Source organism: Xylanibacter brevis ATCC 19188 (assembly GCF_000621725.1).
Lineage (GTDB): Bacteria > Bacteroidota > Bacteroidia > Bacteroidales > Bacteroidaceae > Prevotella > Prevotella brevis.
In genome coordinates this window covers 1-19,327 of record NZ_JHXM01000019.1, presented here as the reverse complement: position 1 = coordinate 19,327, position 19,327 = coordinate 1, and the positions used below count along the sequence as shown (strand labels likewise).

Annotated in this window: 16 protein-coding genes; 5 read left to right on the top strand and 11 right to left on the bottom strand. The window is 50.3% G+C overall.

Features of this window, described 5'->3' with window-relative positions; translation table 11 throughout:
- The first annotated feature begins 7 nt into the window (after nt 1-7).
- Nucleotides 8-1,000, top strand: a complete 993-nt coding sequence (locus T433_RS0110320) for a carbohydrate-binding domain-containing protein (RefSeq protein ID WP_081778457.1) — start codon at nt 8-10, stop codon at nt 998-1,000.
- Between the two features lie 32 nt (nt 1,001-1,032).
- Nucleotides 1,033-2,295 (top strand): L-cysteine desulfidase family protein, encoded by a 1,263-nt coding sequence (locus T433_RS0110315; protein ID WP_027455738.1) that lies wholly within the window; start codon nt 1,033-1,035, stop codon nt 2,293-2,295.
- A gap of 10 nt (nt 2,296-2,305) precedes the next feature.
- Here the strand turns inward: T433_RS0110315 and T433_RS0110310 are convergent, their stop codons facing one another.
- From T433_RS0110310 to T433_RS0110280, 7 genes are all read right to left on the bottom strand, one after another.
- A complete protein-coding gene (locus tag T433_RS0110310) occupies nt 2,306-5,173 on the bottom strand; it encodes a sugar-binding domain-containing protein (protein WP_027455737.1) in 2,868 nt (955 codons plus the stop codon).
- Nucleotides 5,174-5,292: 119 nt separating this feature from the next.
- Nucleotides 5,293-5,721, bottom strand: coding sequence for an acyl-CoA thioesterase (locus tag T433_RS0110305; RefSeq protein WP_027455736.1), 429 nt, complete (start codon nt 5,719-5,721; stop codon nt 5,293-5,295).
- Nucleotides 5,722-5,839: 118 nt separating this feature from the next.
- Nucleotides 5,840-7,882 carry a beta-galactosidase gene (locus tag T433_RS0110300; RefSeq protein WP_044109699.1) on the bottom strand — a complete coding sequence of 681 codons (2,043 nt, stop codon included), beginning with the start codon at nt 7,880-7,882 and terminating at the stop codon, nt 5,840-5,842.
- Nucleotides 7,883-7,890: 8 nt separating this feature from the next.
- Nucleotides 7,891-8,640 (bottom strand): exodeoxyribonuclease III, encoded by a 750-nt coding sequence (locus tag T433_RS0110295; protein WP_027455734.1) that lies wholly within the window; start codon nt 8,638-8,640, stop codon nt 7,891-7,893.
- A gap of 2 nt (nt 8,641-8,642) precedes the next feature.
- On the bottom strand, nt 8,643-9,455 hold the full coding sequence (locus tag T433_RS0110290; protein WP_155808474.1) for a hypothetical protein: 813 nt from the start codon (nt 9,453-9,455) through the stop codon (nt 8,643-8,645).
- Between the two features lie 127 nt (nt 9,456-9,582).
- Nucleotides 9,583-10,059 (bottom strand): 6,7-dimethyl-8-ribityllumazine synthase, encoded by a 477-nt coding sequence (gene ribH / locus T433_RS0110285; protein ID WP_027455732.1) that lies wholly within the window; start codon nt 10,057-10,059, stop codon nt 9,583-9,585.
- 24 nt (nt 10,060-10,083) lie between these two features.
- Complete coding sequence (locus T433_RS0110280) at nt 10,084-10,776, bottom strand: tetratricopeptide repeat protein (protein WP_027455731.1); 693 nt, start codon at nt 10,774-10,776, stop codon at nt 10,084-10,086.
- 146 nt (nt 10,777-10,922) lie between these two features.
- On the opposite strand from T433_RS0110280, the gene recF reads away from it, so the two are divergent.
- Together recF and T433_RS0110270 are read left to right on the top strand one after the other, a co-directional pair.
- Nucleotides 10,923-12,011, top strand: coding sequence for a DNA replication/repair protein RecF (gene recF, locus T433_RS0110275; RefSeq protein WP_027450156.1), 1,089 nt, complete (start codon nt 10,923-10,925; stop codon nt 12,009-12,011).
- A 13-nt stretch (nt 12,012-12,024) separates the two neighbouring features.
- A complete protein-coding gene (locus T433_RS0110270) occupies nt 12,025-12,315 on the top strand; it encodes a DciA family protein (protein WP_027450157.1) in 291 nt (96 codons plus the stop codon).
- Nucleotides 12,316-12,364: 49 nt separating this feature from the next.
- Here the strand turns inward: T433_RS0110270 and T433_RS0110265 are convergent, their stop codons facing one another.
- From T433_RS0110265 to T433_RS0110250, 4 genes are all read right to left on the bottom strand, one after another.
- Nucleotides 12,365-14,641, bottom strand: coding sequence for a hypothetical protein (locus tag T433_RS0110265; RefSeq protein ID WP_027455730.1), 2,277 nt, complete (start codon nt 14,639-14,641; stop codon nt 12,365-12,367).
- Between the two features lie 185 nt (nt 14,642-14,826).
- Nucleotides 14,827-16,443, bottom strand: coding sequence for a S41 family peptidase (locus T433_RS15165; protein ID WP_081778455.1), 1,617 nt, complete (start codon nt 16,441-16,443; stop codon nt 14,827-14,829).
- Between the two features lie 13 nt (nt 16,444-16,456).
- Nucleotides 16,457-16,882, bottom strand: a complete 426-nt coding sequence (locus T433_RS0110255) for a dCMP deaminase family protein (protein WP_027450159.1) — start codon at nt 16,880-16,882, stop codon at nt 16,457-16,459.
- Nucleotides 16,857-18,956 carry a M3 family metallopeptidase gene (locus T433_RS0110250; RefSeq protein WP_027455729.1) on the bottom strand — a complete coding sequence of 700 codons (2,100 nt, stop codon included), beginning with the start codon at nt 18,954-18,956 and terminating at the stop codon, nt 16,857-16,859. Before T433_RS0110250 ends, T433_RS0110255 begins: the two co-directional genes overlap by 26 nt.
- A 137-nt stretch (nt 18,957-19,093) precedes the next feature.
- Between T433_RS0110250 and T433_RS16765 the strand changes: the two genes are divergently transcribed.
- Nucleotides 19,094-19,327 (top strand): hypothetical protein (locus T433_RS16765; protein ID WP_211249753.1); only part of this gene is annotated, 234 nt, incomplete at its 3' end.

Sequence of the window (19,327 nt, the reverse complement as noted above, 5' to 3'; positions counted from 1 at the left end):
AGAAGACATGAAAAGAACAATACTGTCAACACTAGCATTGCTGCTGAGCACAACAGCATCGTTTGCCGTGAGCAACAACACCGTGGAGATCATCTTCAACGGCACAACAGCCACCGTCAACATCGCCGAGAACATCAGCAGCTACGTGACTCTGCAGAGTGGCACCTCATCGCACGTGAAACTGATTCAGAGCGAGAACTTTGCAGGCGTGAATCCCACCAGCAGCAATACCGACGGTGAGATCATCTATGTGCTCTCTGGCTCTTCTACCAATGGCAGCTTCTACATGGAAGGCAGCTATAAGGCGACGGTCAACCTGAACGGTGTGACGCTGACCAACCCCAACGGGGCAGCAATCATGCTGATGGACGGCAAGCGCGTGGAGGTGAGCATCAAGAGTGCTACCACCAACACACTCACAGATGGTGCCAACGAGGACTACAACGGCTGTTTCCACTGTAAGGGTCACACCAAGTTCAAGGGCAAGGGCACACTGAACGTGAAAGGCAACAGTCGTCACGGCATCTACAGCAAGGAGTATCTTGAGATTAAGAACTGCACCATCAATGTGACGGGGGCTGCGAAAGACGGCATCCACTGCAAGGAGTACTTCATGATGGAAAGTGGCACCGTGAGCATCAATGGTGCTGGCGACGACGGCATCCAGGTGGAACAGAGCAGCGACCCGCTGACCAACGAGACCACCGATCACGAGGACGAAAACACGGGCAACTTCTATCTAGACGGCGGCACACTGAGCATCCAGAACGTGACGGGCAAGGCTATCAAGGCCGACGGCATCATCAAGTATAATGGTGGAACCAAGAATTTCGACACGACCAACACGGAGATCAGTGCCGACATTCAGGGCGTGAAGACGGCTCCTGGCCGCACATCGACGTTCGACCTGATGGGTCGTCGACTGAACGATGCCACAAAGACGAAAGGCATCGTCATCATGAAGAGCAACGGAAAGATTGTAAAGGTCGTTAGACACTAAAGCTTTATTGACAGGATAATACAAACAATACAATGATCAACAAACAAACACGCGAACAGATTATTGCTCTGATACACAAAGAAGTAGTACCTGCCATTGGTTGTACTGAACCAATGGCAGTGGCTCTTTGTACGGCACGAGCAACAGAACTACTAGGACAAAAACCAGAGCACATCGAGGTTTACCTAAGTGCAAATATCCTGAAAAACGCCATGGGCGTGGGTATTCCTGGCACGGGCATGATCGGACTGCCCATCGCCATTGCACTGGGAGCACTGATTGGTAAAAGTGAATACGAGCTGGAGGTACTGAAAGACCTGACACCTGAGGCCATCGAACAGGGCAAGCAGTTTATTGCTGAAGAGCGCATCTGCATTCATCTGAAAGAGGGTATCAGCGAGAAACTGTACATCGAGGTGATAGTCAGTGCTGGTCAGCAGGAGAAGAAGGCTATCATTGCTGGCAGTCATACGAACTTTGTGGAGGAATATAAAGAGGGAAAGGAGGAGCAAAGCGGTGCCGACGACATTCAACTGAACATGCGACTGGTTTACGACTTTGCCACTACGGCTCCGCTGGAAGAGATACGATTTATCGAGGCTACACGCGAATATAACATGAATGCGGCGCGCGAAGCTCTGAAAGGCAACTACGGACATAATCTGGGAAAGACAATAGACAGACCGCTGGCTAAGGGTATCTTCGGAGGCAGCATCTTCTCGCACATCATTGCCCGCACGGCTTCTGCCTGCGATGCACGTATGGGCGGAGCCATGATTCCGGTGATGTCGAACTCGGGGTCGGGCAACCAGGGCATCTGCGCCACCAATCCGGTATGCGTCTATGCCAAAGAGAACGAGAACACGGAGGAGGAGCTGATACGTGCGCTGATGCTCAGTCACCTCACAGCCATCTATATCAAACAGTCGCTGGGCAAGCTATCGGCTCTCTGCGGATGCGTGGTAGCATCGATTGGTTCGAGCGTAGGCATCACCTACCTGATGGGTGGCGACTATGAGCACGTGTGTCGCAGCGTGAAGAACATGATTGCCAACCTGACTGGCATGATCTGCGACGGTGCAAAGCCATCGTGCTCACTGAAGATCACTTCGGGGGTTTCTACGGCTGTCCTCTCTGCCCTACTCTCGATGGAAGGCAAATGTGTTACTTCGGAAGAAGGTATTGTGGACGACTGTGTGGATAAGAGTATTCATAACCTAACAGCCATTGGTGCCAACGGTATGGGAGTCACCGACGAAATGGTGCTTCGCATCATGACGACCAAGGGCTGTTAGGCCGAGACTTCTACTTCAACTTAGGCTTCAACTCGTCGGGCGAGTCGTTGGTGAACATGTTGACAGCGGGGGCCTGCTTGCTGTAGAAATCGAGTATGGTTTGCGTATCGAGTTCCAAAGACGGACGGAAATCATCACTTTGCATATAAGAAAGGATTGCCTGGCGCATCTGACGCGCTACAGGACGATTCTCCAGACGATTGCTGATGTCCATAGTGGTCATCAGCAATCGTCCTTTTCCGACCTTTGCTTCGACAAGCATACCGAGCTTGCGCGACACATGCCACGTGTCGATGGGCTGGATGGGCGACTGATAGTTGCGTGGCAACTCCATCAGGTTCATAACCTGCGCCTTGTTGAGGAGCTCCCACCAGTTGAGGTTCGACCAGTCGTCGGTGGGGAAACCGTACTTAAACAGCGGATGGGTGGTGTCGATATAGGCACCGGTGGTATGCGGCGGACGCATCTTAAACCACGAGGTGTTCCAGAACACTGGCAGGTAGCTCTGCTTCACATCGCTACCCAGCGTCACCTTACCTGCAGCCGTCAGCAGCACGGTGCCGCCTTTACGCAACACTTTCTGCGCCTTGGCATCCAGGGAGTCAGCGATATAGACAGAGCCTGCATCAGCAGTGGTCTGTGCGGGATAGACCCAAAAGTCCCAATGGTTCTTGTAGGAAGGCGACAGCTGTACCTCGAGGGTGAACTTGGCTGGCGCCTGCACATTGGCAAGAGGCATGGTGACTGTGCCTAACGCGTGATTTTTGCCTACAGGAAGGGACGTCAATTCGCTTAATCGTCCGCTTGCCACCACACTGGCACTATCACTCTGATAGATAGAATAGGTGGCATTGACGTCGGTCAGCGTGGCGAAGGTGGCATTATAAGCCTCTACAGGCACACGCAAGGTGTCGGCAGTGGTATAGACAAACTGAGGGAATCGGGCCAAGGGAACTATGGCATTGCAGAACTGCGTCCAGTCGCGAGCGGTGCAATAGCCTTTCTCGCGCCAGAAGACATTCAGCACACCAACGAGTGCGGTGCCCTGTCCGCTGTAGTCGTTGAGGCCCAACAGTTGGAAACCGGCATAGTCTTTTGTGCGGAGGTTGCGCTCTATCTCGTACTTATAGCAGAGTGTCTGCAACTTTCCACTAGCCATAAGGAACTTACGATCCATCTGCTCCATGCCATTGTCGCGCAACAGATCACGGAAGATTTCGAAGTTGCCAGGATGATAGGCACCCGTGTATTGAGTCACTTCGCCAAAGTCGGGGAAGGCACACCATTGTCCTTTCTCGTGGGTCACGATAGGACTTTCATTGGGCGTGTCGCCCTTGTAATTGCGTGGAAAGAGGATGCCATCGAAATAGTCATCGGCCGACTGAGGTGCTTTCTTGTCCCAGTTCAGGCCTCGGGCCCCACCCTTCACGTGGTAGTCGGACTCAGAATCCCATGCCCAACCGCCACCTACAGAGGCACCAGCATAGAGTTTGGTGGGGTCATATTTCCGCATCTCTTTCACCCAGTCGTTGCAATAGCTCACCCAATCGCCTGCGGGCTCGTTGCCTGCTGCCATCATCACAAACGAAGGATGGTGGCCATACTCATCGATGATGCGCTTTGACTCATCCATCAAGTACTTGTCGATGGCCATGCCACGACGCAACTTCACACCGTGGTTGGGCCAGGTGGGACCCTCGGGCTGAAGATAGATGCCCAACTTATCGGCAGCGGCGAAGGCTGCTTCGGGAGGACAATAGGAATGGAAGCGTACATGATTGAGGCCATACTCCTTGCACTTCTTGAAGATGCGCAACCACTCGGCCTCGTCTGTGGGCGGATAACCGGTTTCGGGGAAACAGCAGTTCTCTACCGTGCCGCGCAAGAACAGCGGGCGACCGTTGATGAAGAGCTGGCGCTGGCGGGTGGTAATCTCACGCAGACCGAAGGTGGTCTGGTAGATATCCTCGCCGGCCTCGATGGTGAGCTGATAGAGGTGGGGATGGAACTCGTCCCACAACTGGGCATTGCTACCCAGTTTGACCTTGAACACTTTCTTGTTTCCCAGGGCCTCTTTGCTCATCGTGGTTTGATAATGTCTGCCTGTCATGCTGCTCACCTCTACATGGACATCATACTCCCACTTGGGCAGCACGCGGACACCATCGGTGTGGTTCTCCAGCTCGACCTCAATCTGAGCCGAGCGTTCGGCCACATTGGGGACGATGCGTACGTGTTTGATGTTCAGCTTCTTCCACTGAGCCTGTAGCTCTATCCTACCAGCTATGCCGTTCCAGTTGCCTTGGGTCTGGTCGGTCACGGAATGGGAGTCCTGGCCCACACATACATTCTCGATACCATTATACACCTTGACGGCAATATCGTTCTTGCCACCAAAGGTGATATACTTGGTTACATCATAGCGATGGGGCACCGACAGCGACATCTGGTGGCCCACCTCCTTACCGTTGACATAGACCGTGGTCTCGATATGGGGACGCTCCAGAAACAGCGTGATGCGCTGGTTGCTCCACGAGCGGGGCACATAGACCTGCTTACGATACCAGGCATTACCCACATAGTGGCGATTGGGAGTCAGGAAGAACGGGAATTTCATGTCGCCTTCCTGGCGATATTTCGCCATATAAGGATTGAAGTAATAGGAAGAGTCGTAGAGCGAGCCCGTCCACTGGGTGTGCACCGACACACGATGACCTTTTTCGTTAGTCAGCATAGAGCCGGGCAACATCACATAATCGTTGTACTGAGGGGTGTCGCCCATCGCGAAGTCCCAGGCGCCAGCCAGCGAGATGACCTGTTGGGCATGAATGGTTAAAGTAGCAATGACTGCCATCAACAGGAAACTGATTCGTTTCATATTTACTGATTAGTTTTAGTTTTACGCGCCAAAGTTACTAATTTATCGGCGAAAAAACAAAAAAATGGCCCGAAAAGGCGTGATTTCCTTTCGAGCCAGAGCTATCTTCGAACTGATGACTATTCGATACCTTCATAGCGATAGATGTCCTGTCGCCACTCATCGGGGAAAGCCATGGACTGATGGTTCACCAAATCATAGAGCACCATGATGGAGAAACAGCGACATTTTATCTCGTTTGTATCAACATCAATAATATCCTGTTCCAGATGCAGACTTTTATTGCCCACCTTCACAGCACGTGTACGGGCGGCAATATGGTCGGCACCCTTGATCTGTGAAAAGAACTCTGACTCGATCTTGACAACCACAATAGCCACACGCTCCCAATCCACATTCTTACAAACACTGGCAAAATACTCGGTCTTTGCAGTATCATAGAACTGGAAATAGATGGTGTTGTTGACATGACCGAATTTATCTACATCATTGAATCGGATTTGAATGGGCAACACATGCCGATAGTCTTTGTTTAATTCTTGTGCCATTCCTGAATATTATTACGGTTACTATTTCAAGCGGCAAAATTACTAATTATTTGTGAGATAATCTCTATTTCAGCGAGATTATTTCGGTTTTGACAGACCGCAAACAAAAAAGTCAGCCCTACAAAGGACTGACTTTTACTGACTTTACACTTTCGCCTGGAGTGGGATCGGCTTCGCGAGGAAGATAGATGGGGGCGCCACTTTGAAGCGGCAGTATGCGGAGTTCCAGGGTGCTACAACCCTTGGGTAGGCGCCATAGTCCGTAGAGGAACGGACGACCATACTGGAAGTGGTCTGCTATCAACTTGCCATCGGCATAGAGACGAGCACAATCGCCTTGATAATTGATTGTCAGCAACTGTTGGCCTATGGGGTGCGCTTCCTGAAGGAAAGGCAGATCGATACGATAGACAGCAGCCTGCTGCCAGTCGGCTTCGGTGGGGGCCTCAGCCACTTTCTGGGCACCAATGGTGATTTGTCGCAGAGGACCTGCCTCACGTACTTTCTCGCAGGTGGCTAGGTAGTAGATGTACGTATGAACACGTTCGTCGAGGAACAGATGCTCGGCCTCTTGCTGGCTCAGCAGATAGAGATTCTGATGGATGGGTGTCTCCGTTCCTTTCGCCTTCACGTTTTTCAACACCTTGCCGTTCTGCATACAAATGGTTGTGGGGATGCCGGGTATCTGCATCAGGTAAATCTTACCGTCGCGCTTAGCCACCAGTTGGGCTGTGGCATAACGGATGCCATCGATTTTGACAGGGAAGATGGCCATAGCACCAGCAGGAATGGTGAGCTTTGGCAAGCGAACACCGCAAGCTTCGAGGCGAACGCCACGCTTGGCAGACAGCTGTTGCAGACGCTCGTAGTTGTTGACGAAGATGAAGCCGCTGCCCTGCTGACTTCTCACCGACCAGCGCAACTGCTTGTCGTCGCCTTTCTTCAGGTCTTGACTCACAGGAAACGAGGGTTCCATCGTTGCTAGCAGCTGACCATAGTCGTGCATGAACAAATGAAGGGGACGCAGGGCGTAGAAGTGAGGATTGGTCTGTCCAAACTCTCCAATAGGTGCCTGAAAGTCGTAGTTCTTCACCGGCATATCGTTATAGTTGGTGGCTGGCGTGCGCTGGTTCTCGTTCAGCGTTGTGATGCCTTCAGGATTGGTTCCACCATGATACATGTAGTAGCCCAACAGGTTTGATCCTGAGCCCAACTTCACGAGCGCCATGGCATAGGCATCCTCGGTATAGACATACGGACGACGATGATAGGCCGTGGCCATACCGCCACCCAACTCACAAGTAAAGTAAGGATAAGTGCCATTGTCGGCAGTAGTAGAGGAAGCGGCTGGACCATCGGAAGAGGCTGATGGCGACTCGCCCATCGCTGTGGCAGGCTTCACACCTTCTTTAAAGTTGAAAGCTTTATAATAGCTACCCACAGTCTCCTGCTGCGAACGCTCCCAAAAGCCATCGGCATAGTCGCCATAGAGGGGAATCATCTCGCCAAAGGGCACCGGCGTGGCCAGTTCGGGCCAACCAGTACGTGTATAGAAAGGCAGGTCATAGCCAATCTGAAGGGCCATCTGCTTCAACGCCATCAGATACTCACCGCGTCCACGATATTCGTTGTCAAACTGAGCGGCTACCACCGGACCACCGTCTTTCCATTGCAGACCTTGTACCTGTGTGAATATCTGGCGATAGAGACGCTCTACATAATATAAAAAGGTGGGATTCTGCTGGCGCACCTTGCAGCCCTTTGAGAATATCCAATCGGGAATGCCACCGTTGCGTACCTCACCATGACAGAACGGACCCAGGCGCAGAACCACGGGCATCTCTTCCGCCTTACACACCTCAAGGAAACGACGCAGGTTGCGCTGACCATCCCAACGGAAGATGCCTTCCTGCTCTTCCACATGGTTCCAGAACACATAGGTGGCAATCATGGTGACGCCACCCTCTTTCATCAAGTGTACCTCGCGCTGCCACTCTTCGGCAGGCACACGCGAATAGTGTATCTCGCCCATTACGGGACAGATGCGACGACCATCAACGATGAGACTATGACGGTCCCACGTGACGGGTTTTCCAAAATCAGAAGCATAACTGCCCATGGCCATCAGCCATAGACACGTAGATAGTAGTAGTTTGTACATGATAGTTATTATTTCAGTATCAGTTCCACTGGACAATGGTCGCTACCCATCACGTCGGTGTGAATCTTTGCATCTTCAATCTGGGATGACAACCGCTCGGAAGCAACAAAATAGTCAATGCGCCACCCCACGTTCTTCTGACGTGCCTGGAAGCGATAAGACCACCACGAGTACACTACCTCGTCGGGATACTTCCAACGGAAGGTATCAATGAAGCCTGAAGCCAACAACTCACTGAACTTGCCACGCTCCTCGTCGGTGAAGCCAGGATTCATATGGTTGGTCTTGGGGTTCTTCAGGTCAATCTCCTGATGAGCCACATTGAGGTCGCCACAAAGAATGACAGGCTTCTGTTCGTCTAAGCGTTTCAGGTACTGACGGAACTGGTCTTCCCACGACATGCGATAGTCCAGGCGCTTCAATCCGTCTTGCGAATTGGGCGTATAGCAGCACACCAAAAAGAACTCGGGCATCTCAAGAGTGATAACACGACCCTCGTGATCGTGCTCATCAATGCCAATGCCATAGGTCACGCTCAGCGGCTGGTGCTTTGTATAGATTGCCGTACCAGAATAGCCTTTCTTATCGGCATAGTTCCAAAAGGACTGATAGCCCTCAAACTGCAGATCCAACTGTCCGGCCTGCATCTTCGTCTCTTGCAGACAGAAGAAGTCGGCATCCAACTCGCGAAAGATTTCACTGAAGCCCTTGCCTGCGCAAGCCCTCAGTCCATTTACGTTCCAACTAACAAATTTCATGTTTAGAAAGCTATACCAATAGTAAACTGATGCATCTTGGGTGCCTGGCTCTTCTTAAAGAACGACATAGGCGAATACTTACAATAGACAGATGGCAGATGGGGGGCGTGCACCTGCATGAATGCATCGATGGTGACAGGACGCTGCCCGATGGATTTCGTATTGATATCATACTCCTCCTCGCCCAGTTCATACTGGCGATTGGCATGCGCCCAGAAGTTGAAGTTCACGATGCCACCCAGCGTGACATAGCACTTTTCTTCACAACCGAAATAGTGCGTATAGAGCACTGGCACCTGAACACTGGTAACATGCAGAGCCACTTTTCTATCAGAAGCATTGATGGGGAAAGCAGACAGTCCCATGATGCCTTCAGCATCTTTCAGCCACCAGCCATCGTTGGGCGACATGCGATAGTTGCGCCAATCGATGCCCACACCTAAACTCCATGCGTTCTTGGCACCAAAGGGATGCCAATTGGTCTTTACACCCAGTGCCAAATCAAAAGAGGGCCACAGATTGAACGAACCCATATCGGTGTCGAGCATCGTGTTCAAACCTATCTGAAAATAAGGTTCGGTGTTCACCTCACCTCTCTTTGCCTTGTTGTTTTTCCAATGATTAACATGTATTCCGCACCATGCCTTATTGTTAATTTCTATCGTGTCGCGGACAATTATTTTCTTAGAGTTATCGCGAGTCACAATGGTTACTTTCTCTACGTTGTCTGCCACAATAGTATCAGCTGTCTCGGCAGCCATTGACGATGAAGAGGCTGCAAGAAGTAGAGCCGCAAGAATAGTTTTAGCTTTCATAAAATGATTGGTTTAATAATTAAAGTTATGCAAAGGTAAGCATTATTTATGAAAACAGCAATGAAAGAGACAAAAAAAATGGCAGCACCGCTGACGCGGGACTGCCATTATAGAAACCATTCAAGAATTAGAACTTTGCCATCTTTATGGCAACCACAGCACATTCATCGCCCTTATTGCCCAACTTGCCGCCAGCGCGATCCAGCGCCTGCTGCAAATCATTGGTGGTCAGCAGACCATAGATAACGGGGATATTGCTTGTAGCATTCAGGCGAGCGATACCTGCAGTCACACCCTGACAGATATAGTCGAAGTGGGGTGTCTCACCACGAATCACACTGCCCAAGATAATGACAGCATCGTAACCATCATTGAGCGTCATCTGATGTGCGCCATAGATCAGTTCAAACGAACCGGGAACAGTCTTCACGTGGATATTCTCGGTCAGTGCGCCATGCTTCTCGAGTGTTTTCACGCAACCTTCGAGAAGGGCACCCGTGATCTCGGGATTCCACTCTGCCACCACGATACCAAAAATCATGTTTGAGGCATCGGGAACAGCATTGAAGTCGTAGTCGCTCAAATTATGCAGAACTGTAGCCATCGTCTTTAATTCTAATATGTATATTTACTCTTTAACACGCTCGATGTAAGCATCGATGGTGCTATACTTCACCCACTGATAGTAATTGTCCTTGATGCGCTGATAGAGCTCCAGAGCCTCGGCCTTCTTACCCTGGCTCTCCAGGATCTCACCAGCCTGAATCAGGAAACCAGGAGACAGTGTGTTGTTGTCTGCCATGTCAGCAGCCTTAACCAATGTCTTTACAGCATCGTCCAGATTGTTCTGGCTAGCCTCGATGTTGCCCACTGCAGCCTTAGCTGAAGGAGAAATCATCTGGTCGTCTTCGGTATCGAACTCATCGAAGTATTCAGCAGCCTCATCAAGCTGACCCAGACGTGCGCAGCAAATACCGGCATAGAGGTTGGCCAAGTTACCAGCCTTTGTAGAACTGTACTCGTCAGCGATAGTCTTGAAACCAGCGTGACCCAGGCTGTCGCCCTCAAGAGCCATCTTGAACAGCTCAGGCATATCGCCCTGAACAGCCATGCCATAATACTCCTGGGCCTTAGCCATCTCGGTGCTGGCCTTCACCTGCTGCTTGTCGCTATAGTTATTCCACAACAGACAAGCCAATACAGCTACGACAGCTACGCTAACACCGCAAATAATTGCTTTCTTGTACTTGAGGATGAATGCCTCACTCTGATTCAGTGTCTCCTTGATTTCAGAAGCACCGTTGTTGTTATTTTCTGCCATTTTTATATTATTTTTATTTTATGTTCGCACAACTTTTGCGGGCGCAAAGATAATGAAATTATTGCACATGGTGAAATTTATTTCCTGTTTTTTTCTTTTTTAAGTCTGAAAAGCAGTAACTTTGCACTGAAAAAGACAGAAAAAGCATGATTCTGGAGCGTTTATCCATTATTAATTATAAAAACATCGAGGGAGCCGATTTAAAGCTCTCTCCTAAATTCAATTGTTTCATTGGTCACAACGGTGCAGGAAAGACCAATGTGCTCGATGCCATCTATTTTCTGTCGTTCTGCCACTCGGCACAGTCGGTACAGGACTCGCTGGCCATTCAGCACGACAAGGACTTTTTCCTGTTGGAAGGACGTTATACCGACTTCAACATTTCCTGCGGCATGAAGCGAGGCACCAAGAAGGTGTTCAAACGCGACAAAAAAGCCTACCAGCGACTATCTGAACACATCGGACTGATTCCCATTGTGCTGGTATCTCCTGCCGATGCGTTGCTGATTGAAGGAGGCAGCGAGGAGCGCCGCCGACTGATGGACCAAGTGATTGCCCAACTGGACAGAACGTATATAGAATCGCTGAATCGCTATAACAAGGCGCTGATGCAGCGCAATGCCATGCTGAAGATGGAAGACCAAGAGCCTGACCCTGCCCTACTCTCGTTGTGGGAGGAACAGATGGCGCACGAGGGTGAGAATATTTTCCACAAACGACAGGCTTTTGTAGAACAGTTGGTGCCCATGTTTCAACAGTTCTACAACATGATTTCGGACGGGCGCGAACAGGTGTCACTCAGTTACACCTCTCACTGTCAACGGGGACCGCTGCTCGAGGTTATTCAGCGCGACCGCATGAAGGATCGTGCTGTGGGCTATTCGCTCCATGGCATTCATCGTGACGACCTCGAGATATTATTGGACGGGCATCCTATGCGTAGAGAAGGTTCGCAGGGACAGCTCAAAACGTTTGTCATAGCACTAAAGCTGGCCCAGTTCAATTTCCTGAAACAGACCAACGCGCGCACCACACCCATCCTACTGCTGGACGACATCTTCGACAAGCTGGACGCACAACGCGTGGAACAGATTATCAGACTTGTGTCTGGCGAACAGTTTGGACAGATTTTTATCACCGACACCAACCGCGACCACCTGGACCAGATACTGGCACAGGGGCACTTTGACTACCAACTTTTCAACGTAGAAAACGGTAGTATCACAACCAAATAAAAAGACATCATTTATGTTTAAACGCGACGTACAAGAGCTCAAGAACTTGGTTTTGCGCAACATACGCAAACAGGGATTGGAGACGCCTCTGCTGCAGAAGCGACTGATAGAGGCATGGCCCATTGTGGCTGGCGAGATGATTGCTCGCTACACCACCGATGTGCGCATCTACAACCAGACGCTACTGGTGCGACTGAGCATCCCTGCCCTGCGTGCAGACCTTTCCATGCGCCGCCAGGAATATGTGCGTCGTTTAAACGAATATGTCGGCAATCAAGTGATTACCGACATACAGTTTCGTTGATATTCTTTTTTACGAAAGACCTAAGGGAAGTTGATTAAACGTCAACTTCCTATTTTTTTTGATACAGATAGACAGTAGGCTTCAGGTCGGCACTACATGCCTCATTGCCCAACACGACAACCTCCACCAACTGATTCTCCATCTCGGGAGTCACATTAATATAATAGGTATAGTTACGATCTCTACGCTCTACATTGCTCTCGAACGTGTTAGACGGATAACTGGGAGCACGATCGTCTGCTGCCACAATGCGTTCGCCAACACGTGCCATGGCATAGGCGCCCTCTACACCATGCTGACCTTCGAGGGCTACACATAGCTTGGCTTCGCCATCTACCTTTGGCACCTTCACTTGCATGGTCCAGGCACGGACAGCGTGGAACGATGGGGCGAAGAGGTTATTGGCCTTAAAACCGGTAGCAGTCAGTTTCTTACCACCAGCATATACTTCCACTTCGCTTAACTGCTGTGGGGCGTTATAAACCTTCAGATAGCGCATCTTACGCTGTACAGGGAGTGTGGTCAACGTGTCGGCCAGAAACATCTGTTCCTGCCACAGGTTCAGGTCTGACGATATCGCAGCCATCTGTCCTTCAAAGGGCTGCATTGGGCGCAGGCCGAAATAGCTTGGGGTATAAAGCCTTATACTATCTACATAGATGTCACTGCCTAAATCCACACGCAGGCAACCGCCTGCGACACGCTGATCGCCCTGACAACTGCTGGGGAAGAAGCCTGTTGAAGGGTTCTCGTCGAAGAGATAGTCGTCCCATATACCACGCTCAACGAATGTGGGCTGATGAAAGAACGCATCGCGGGCTGCTTGCACTTGCGGTACTGCCGTCTGTCCAGCACGTTGCAGTGAGCGAACCTCCAGGGCATTGTTGTCCAAGGCAAACATGAGCGACTCGTAAAGACAATCTGCATCGGCAGGTACATCTGTAGGAGTCATCTCGCCACACACCTCCACGTTGACATCAGAGCGATAAGCCTTCACAGGCAATAAGCCCGCCGTCTTTGTGGTGGCCACCAACAACAGTGCACGGAAGGGCTGCACTGTGACCTTGACAGTGCTGCCAAAAGCAAAAGAGCCAATCTTGCGTTCGTTGGGATGATACTCCAACAGCGTCACTCTGCCATGCTTGGTAAGTCCCATCTCGTCGTCCAGTTTCAGTTGTACGGTGCGAGGTGTCCACTCGAGGTTGCGCAATACGATGACACGCAACTGCTCATTACCACGAGACACGGCAAAGTCACCATAACGACTAGGTAGGATAAGGCCTGTATTCATCAAGGGTGCATAATGGCGATGGATATTAAACAAGCGCGCCATGCGGGCCTGTTCGTCATCGCGCAAGAGCCAGGGGTTACCATAGATCTGAGGAGCCAGCACCAAGTTGCGGCCGAAGGCGCTGAGCACCAACTCATCGTCCCAACCATCGAGGCACGACGACAGGCAGACGCCATGATCCTCGACCGTGCGACGCAGTTCGGGTACCAACGTACGACTCATGGCCCCGGCACGATGATGCGGAGCCGTCTGCCAGTTGGTAGAGTTCACATCGGTATAACTCTCACGTCCTTCCCACAACTGTGTGGTGGCGTAGCTGTCGGCCTCAGCAAGTCCGAGTCGATGGTTCAAGAGGATGAGGTCGGGCGAATAACTGCGACAACGACCTAACATATCGGCAAAGTCGGCAGCATGCGATGGTTGCAAAGGACCGCAAACGGCATCAAACTTAAACAGTGCCCAGCCGTACTTACGACACAAGTCTGCAAGCATCTGTTTGCGAGCTTCAGCTGTTGCTGGTGTCTGTCCAAAACCGTCAGGACCTCCCCAAAGCCCCATACGTGTGCCCATACGGTTGGCTTTCTCGTTAATGACATCAAAGCTATGAGGGAAATGGATCTTGAAACGTTCACTGTCCATGGTGCCATACCAGCGACTGCCGTCAACTGCGCCTGCGTCGAAGGCGTAGATGTCCAACTGCATGCCATAGGTATTCTTCAACCATTGAAAATAGTCGAGGTTGACCAGTGTCTGCTGTTCGTCGGCTCCCTCGTTCGTATTGTTTATCCACGAGAAATACTCGGCACGTGCAGGCATATAGTCATACAACCGGAGCGACTGCTGTTCGCCCGTATAACGGACCGTAGCCTGGGCTGGCAGTCCTTTCCAACTGATGGTATAGTGCACTGGAGCTACTGGCGCAGCGCTTTCTCCAATGGTCAGCAGCGAACGGGCATGATCCCAGTGGAAGGCCACGGAAGGATGACTACCAACACAGAATGACGAGTCACGTTGCGGGGTGATTTGAATATTCATTGTCCGCAAAGCCTTTTGAGCTTGTGACGGTAAGGAGAGTGCCATGCTAAAAAGCAGACACATCATCAGGGGCTTTTTCATTACTTATCTATTACTTGTAATTAGTGAAACTATTATCTCTTTCAAAAACAAAATAGGAGGCAGAAATGGGTATCATGTTCCCATTTCTGCCTCCTACCTATCTCCTACTCTGCCTTTGGAAAGGCACTTCCCTCCTTGAACACGCGGAGTGTCTCGCGAATGGCGGGATCGTTCTGGTTGAGATATTTCAACCACGACTCCTCGTCAAGCATATTGTAGATGATGCGGCTCTCAACAAACTGTTCCAGCAGTTTGAACGAGCGTTGAATCATCAGGTTGCGGCGCTTCAATCCGTGTTTGTCGGCATAGGTTGCAAACTTATCCACGATGTTTTGTCGGCGCAGGAATTTTGCCAGCGACAGCACGTCGTCGTATTCGCGCAACTTAGCGCGGTTCTCATCGGTATAGTCATAGCCGAACTGCAGGATGAGTCCCGACATGGTAGCCTCCTTATAGTACGACGTGTAGTGGGTGGTGTCCTCAGGAACAAAGATATCTGGTGTGATACCGCCTCCACCATAAACCACACGACCGTTCTTGGTGTGATACTCAGGACCATCATGCTTGATACTGTCTTGCGAGAAGAACTCACCATGCTGATAGCGAATCATAAGGTCTTCCTCATAGTTTCTGTCCATACCACTGGTATAGGGTTTCTGGATGCATCGACCCGAGGGTGAGTAGTAGCGAGCAATGGTTAGTCGCATCATCGAACCGTCGTTGAACTCTACGGGCTGCTGCACCAATCCTTTACCAAACGAGCGTCGGCCAATGATCGTACCGCGGTCGTTGTCCTGAATGGCACCTGCCAGAATTTCGCTGGCCGAGGCAGAGCCTTCGTCGATCAGCACCACGAGTGGCATGTTCTGGTAGCTGCCACGACCATCACTGCGATAGTCCTGACGGGGCGAACGACGTCCCTGTGTATAGACGATGAGTCGATTCTTTGGTAGGAACTCGTTGGCAATCTGTACAGCCGATTGCAGATAACCACCCGTGTTACCGCGCAAGTCGATAACCAACTGTTGGAAGCCCTCTTGCGAGAGTTCGGCCAGTGCCACCAGCATCTCAGGATAGGTATTCTCGCCAAAGTTCTTGATCTTTACGTAGCCAGTCTCGTCGTCCAACATATAGGCTGCTGTGACGCTCTTCATCGGTATCTCACCACGAGTCACGGTAATCTGACGCAGTTTGTTCTCACCATAGCGCATAATGCCCAGTTTCACTTTCGTGCCCTTAGGACCTTTCAAGCGGTGCATGGCTTCTTCGTTGGTCAGAATACTGCCTGTGAAAGTCTCGTCATTGACCGTGACGATCTTATCGCCTGCCAGCACGCCAGCCTGCTCAGAAGGACCATCCTTCACAACATTCTGTACACGTAGTGTATCGTTACGAATGGTGAACTCGATGCCTACCCCCGAGAACGAACCACGCAGGTCGTCATTGGCCGTCATCACATCCTTAGCCGAGATATAGACCGAATGAGGATCCAGTTCACTAAGGATGATGGGCATAGCCTTCTCAACGAGGTCAGCCATATCGATGGTGTCCACATACTGATCATCGATGATGTAGAGCAGGTTGCTCAGCTTATTGCTGCCCGAGTTGATAATGTTCAGTCGATTGCCCGAAAAGTGGTTGGCATAGAATGTGCCGATGAAGATACCCACCACGGCACTCAGCGCCAGCCACAAGGGCGAAAAACGATTTTTGCTGTTCATTGTCTTGTTTATTCTAATCGCCAAGATATACTACCTCGATGCCTGCACGTTCGAGCAGTTCGATACCATCCGTCAGACGGTATTTCTCACCATAAACCACACGTTTAATGCCGGCCTGGATGATCAGCTTAGCACACTCGATACAGGGCGATGCCGTGATGTAGATGGTAGCACCATCGCTGTTGTTCGACGAGCGAGCCAACTTGGTGATGGCATTGGCTTCGGCATGCAGCACATAGGGTTTTGATACGTTGTTCTCGTCCTCGCACACGTTCTCAAAACCCGTAGGTGTGCCATTGTAGCCATCGCTGATGATCATCTTGTTTTTCACCACCAGTGCACCCACCTTTCGGCGTGTACAATAGCTATTCTCTGCCCAGATGCGGGCCATGCGCAGATAGCGCGAGTCCAGTTTACTTTGTTTGTCGTTTGATTCCATTTCTCTTTAATAGTGCGTTGATGGTTGGTTCGCCTCCACGGAAGCGTTTATAGAGCGTCATCGGATCTTCCGTTCCGCCCTTCGAGAGGACGTTATCGCGGAAGCTCTGCGCCGTTTTCTGATCAAAGATGCCATGGCGTTTGAACACAGCAAAAGCGTCGGCATCCAATACCTCGGCCCACTTATAACTATAGTATCCTGCAGCATAGCCGCCTGCCATGATATGCGAGAACTGCACCGTCATGCATGTATCTGTGCGCTGGCGACCAATGATTGCTTTCTTCCAGGCTTTCTTCTCGAAGGGAATGATATCCTCGTCGAAAACATCTTTTTTGGTGTAATAAGCCATATCCAGCAGACCGAAACTGACCTGTCGCAGACAAGCCGTAGCAGCCATAAAGTTGCGACTCTTTACGATGCGACGAATCAACTCGTCAGGCAAAGGCTCGCCCGTCTGGTAGTGATAAGCGAAGGTGCTGAGGAAGTCTTTTTCCACCGCATAGTTCTCCATAAACTGTGAAGGCAACTCCACGAAGTCCCACCACACATTAGTACCACTGAGACTCTCGAATCGGGTATTGGCAAACATGCCGTGCAACGAGTGTCCAAACTCATGCAGGAAGGTCTCCACCTCGCCGAGCGTCAGCAATGCAGGTTTCTCGGCCGTGGGCTTGGTGAGGTTCATCACCACCGACACATGAGGTCGCACATTGACGCACTTGCGGTCGATATACTGTCCCTGATACTCAGTCATCCAGGCTCCGCCCTGCTTACCTTTACGGGGATGGAAGTCGGCATAGAACACGGCCAGATAGGAACCGTCTTTATCATACACCTCATAGGCTTTCACGTCGGGGTGATATACAGGGATATCCTTATTCTCTTTGAAAGTGATGCCATACAGGCGGTTAGCCAGTCCGAATACACCATCTATCACTTTGTCCAACTGGAAGTAAGGACGCAGCATCTCGGCATCGAGGTTATACTTCTTCAACTTTAACTTATGCGAATAGAAGGCAGTATCCCAAGGTTCCATCGTCAGCTTCTGTCCTTTGACCTTTGATGTCTGACGTTCAAAGAGCTTATGCAGTTCGTCGCGTTCTTCCAAGGCTGTTGGCTTGTAAGCATCCACCAGATCGTTCAAGAGTCGATAAACACTCTTCACATTGCCTGCCATACGATGTTTCAATACATAGTCGGCATAAGTCTTATAGCCTAATAGCTGCGCAATCTCTCGACGCAAGTTGACCAGTCGTTTACAGATATCCAGATTGTTTTGCTCGTTGTCGTGAATACACTTGGTATTGTAGGCCATATACATCTGCTCACGCAGCTCGCGCTGGGTGCTATAGGTCATAAATGGCTGGTACGAAGGTCCGTCCAACGTAAAGAGCCAGCCCTCGCCCGTTGCCTGAGGGTTATCCTCTTTCCATGCCAATGCAGCTGCATCAATGGCCGACTGTGGCAGTCCGTCCAGTTGGGCGGGGTCCGTGATAACCAGTTTAAAGGCTTTATTCTCCTTCAACAGGTTCTGTGAGAACTGGAGCGACAACAGCGAGGCCTCCTCGGTCAACTGGCGCAGACGTTCTTTACCAGCCTTGTCAAGCAGTGCGCCACTACGCACGAAGCCATCATACGTAGAGTCCAACAATCTTTTTTCCTCAGGTGTCAGTTTTCGGTGATGGCGATGCACATATTTTATACGTTCAAACAATCGCTCATTCAGTCGCACATCGTTGGCATGCTGTGTCAATATGGGCTGCATCTTCTGTGCCAGCGCATCCATCTCGTCGTTGGTCTCAGCGCTCAGCAGGTTGAAGAACACGGTCGATACCCTATCCAACAGATCGTAATAGCCTTCACGCTCTTCTTCGGCATTGATAATCGTATTGTCAAAGGTCGGCTTGGCAGGGTTGTTGATGGTCTTATCTATCTGCTCGTTATCACGTCGTATTCCCTCCATAAAGGCCTCTTCATAATCCTCCAGACGGATACGATCGAAAGGCACCGCATCGTGAGGTGTTTTATAGTCCTCAAAAAACGGATTTATCCTCTTCTCTATATTTTCGCTCATACTTTCTCTTTCTCTATATAATTACGGCATGCAAAGATACAAAATAAATCCGAGAATAGCAATAATCCAGTCAACTATTTTATCATTATTTAATCATAATTTCGCATACATTAAAAAAGCCACTATCCTCACAGACGGTGGATAATAAGAATCAACCAGTTAAAGTGTTAAACAAGGCACAAATATGCCTCACGATTACACGTGCCACAAAGTGGCTGGTTTCAAGTTTCGGGTTTCAAGATTCAGGTTTCAGGTTTCAAGTTTCAGTTGATAGCTCTCGTGTTGCAGCGTTGCAGCGTTGCAGTTATAAAAACAAATACTGTATATATCAAAATTTAACTCTATATTTATATATAAATATAGAAGTATTT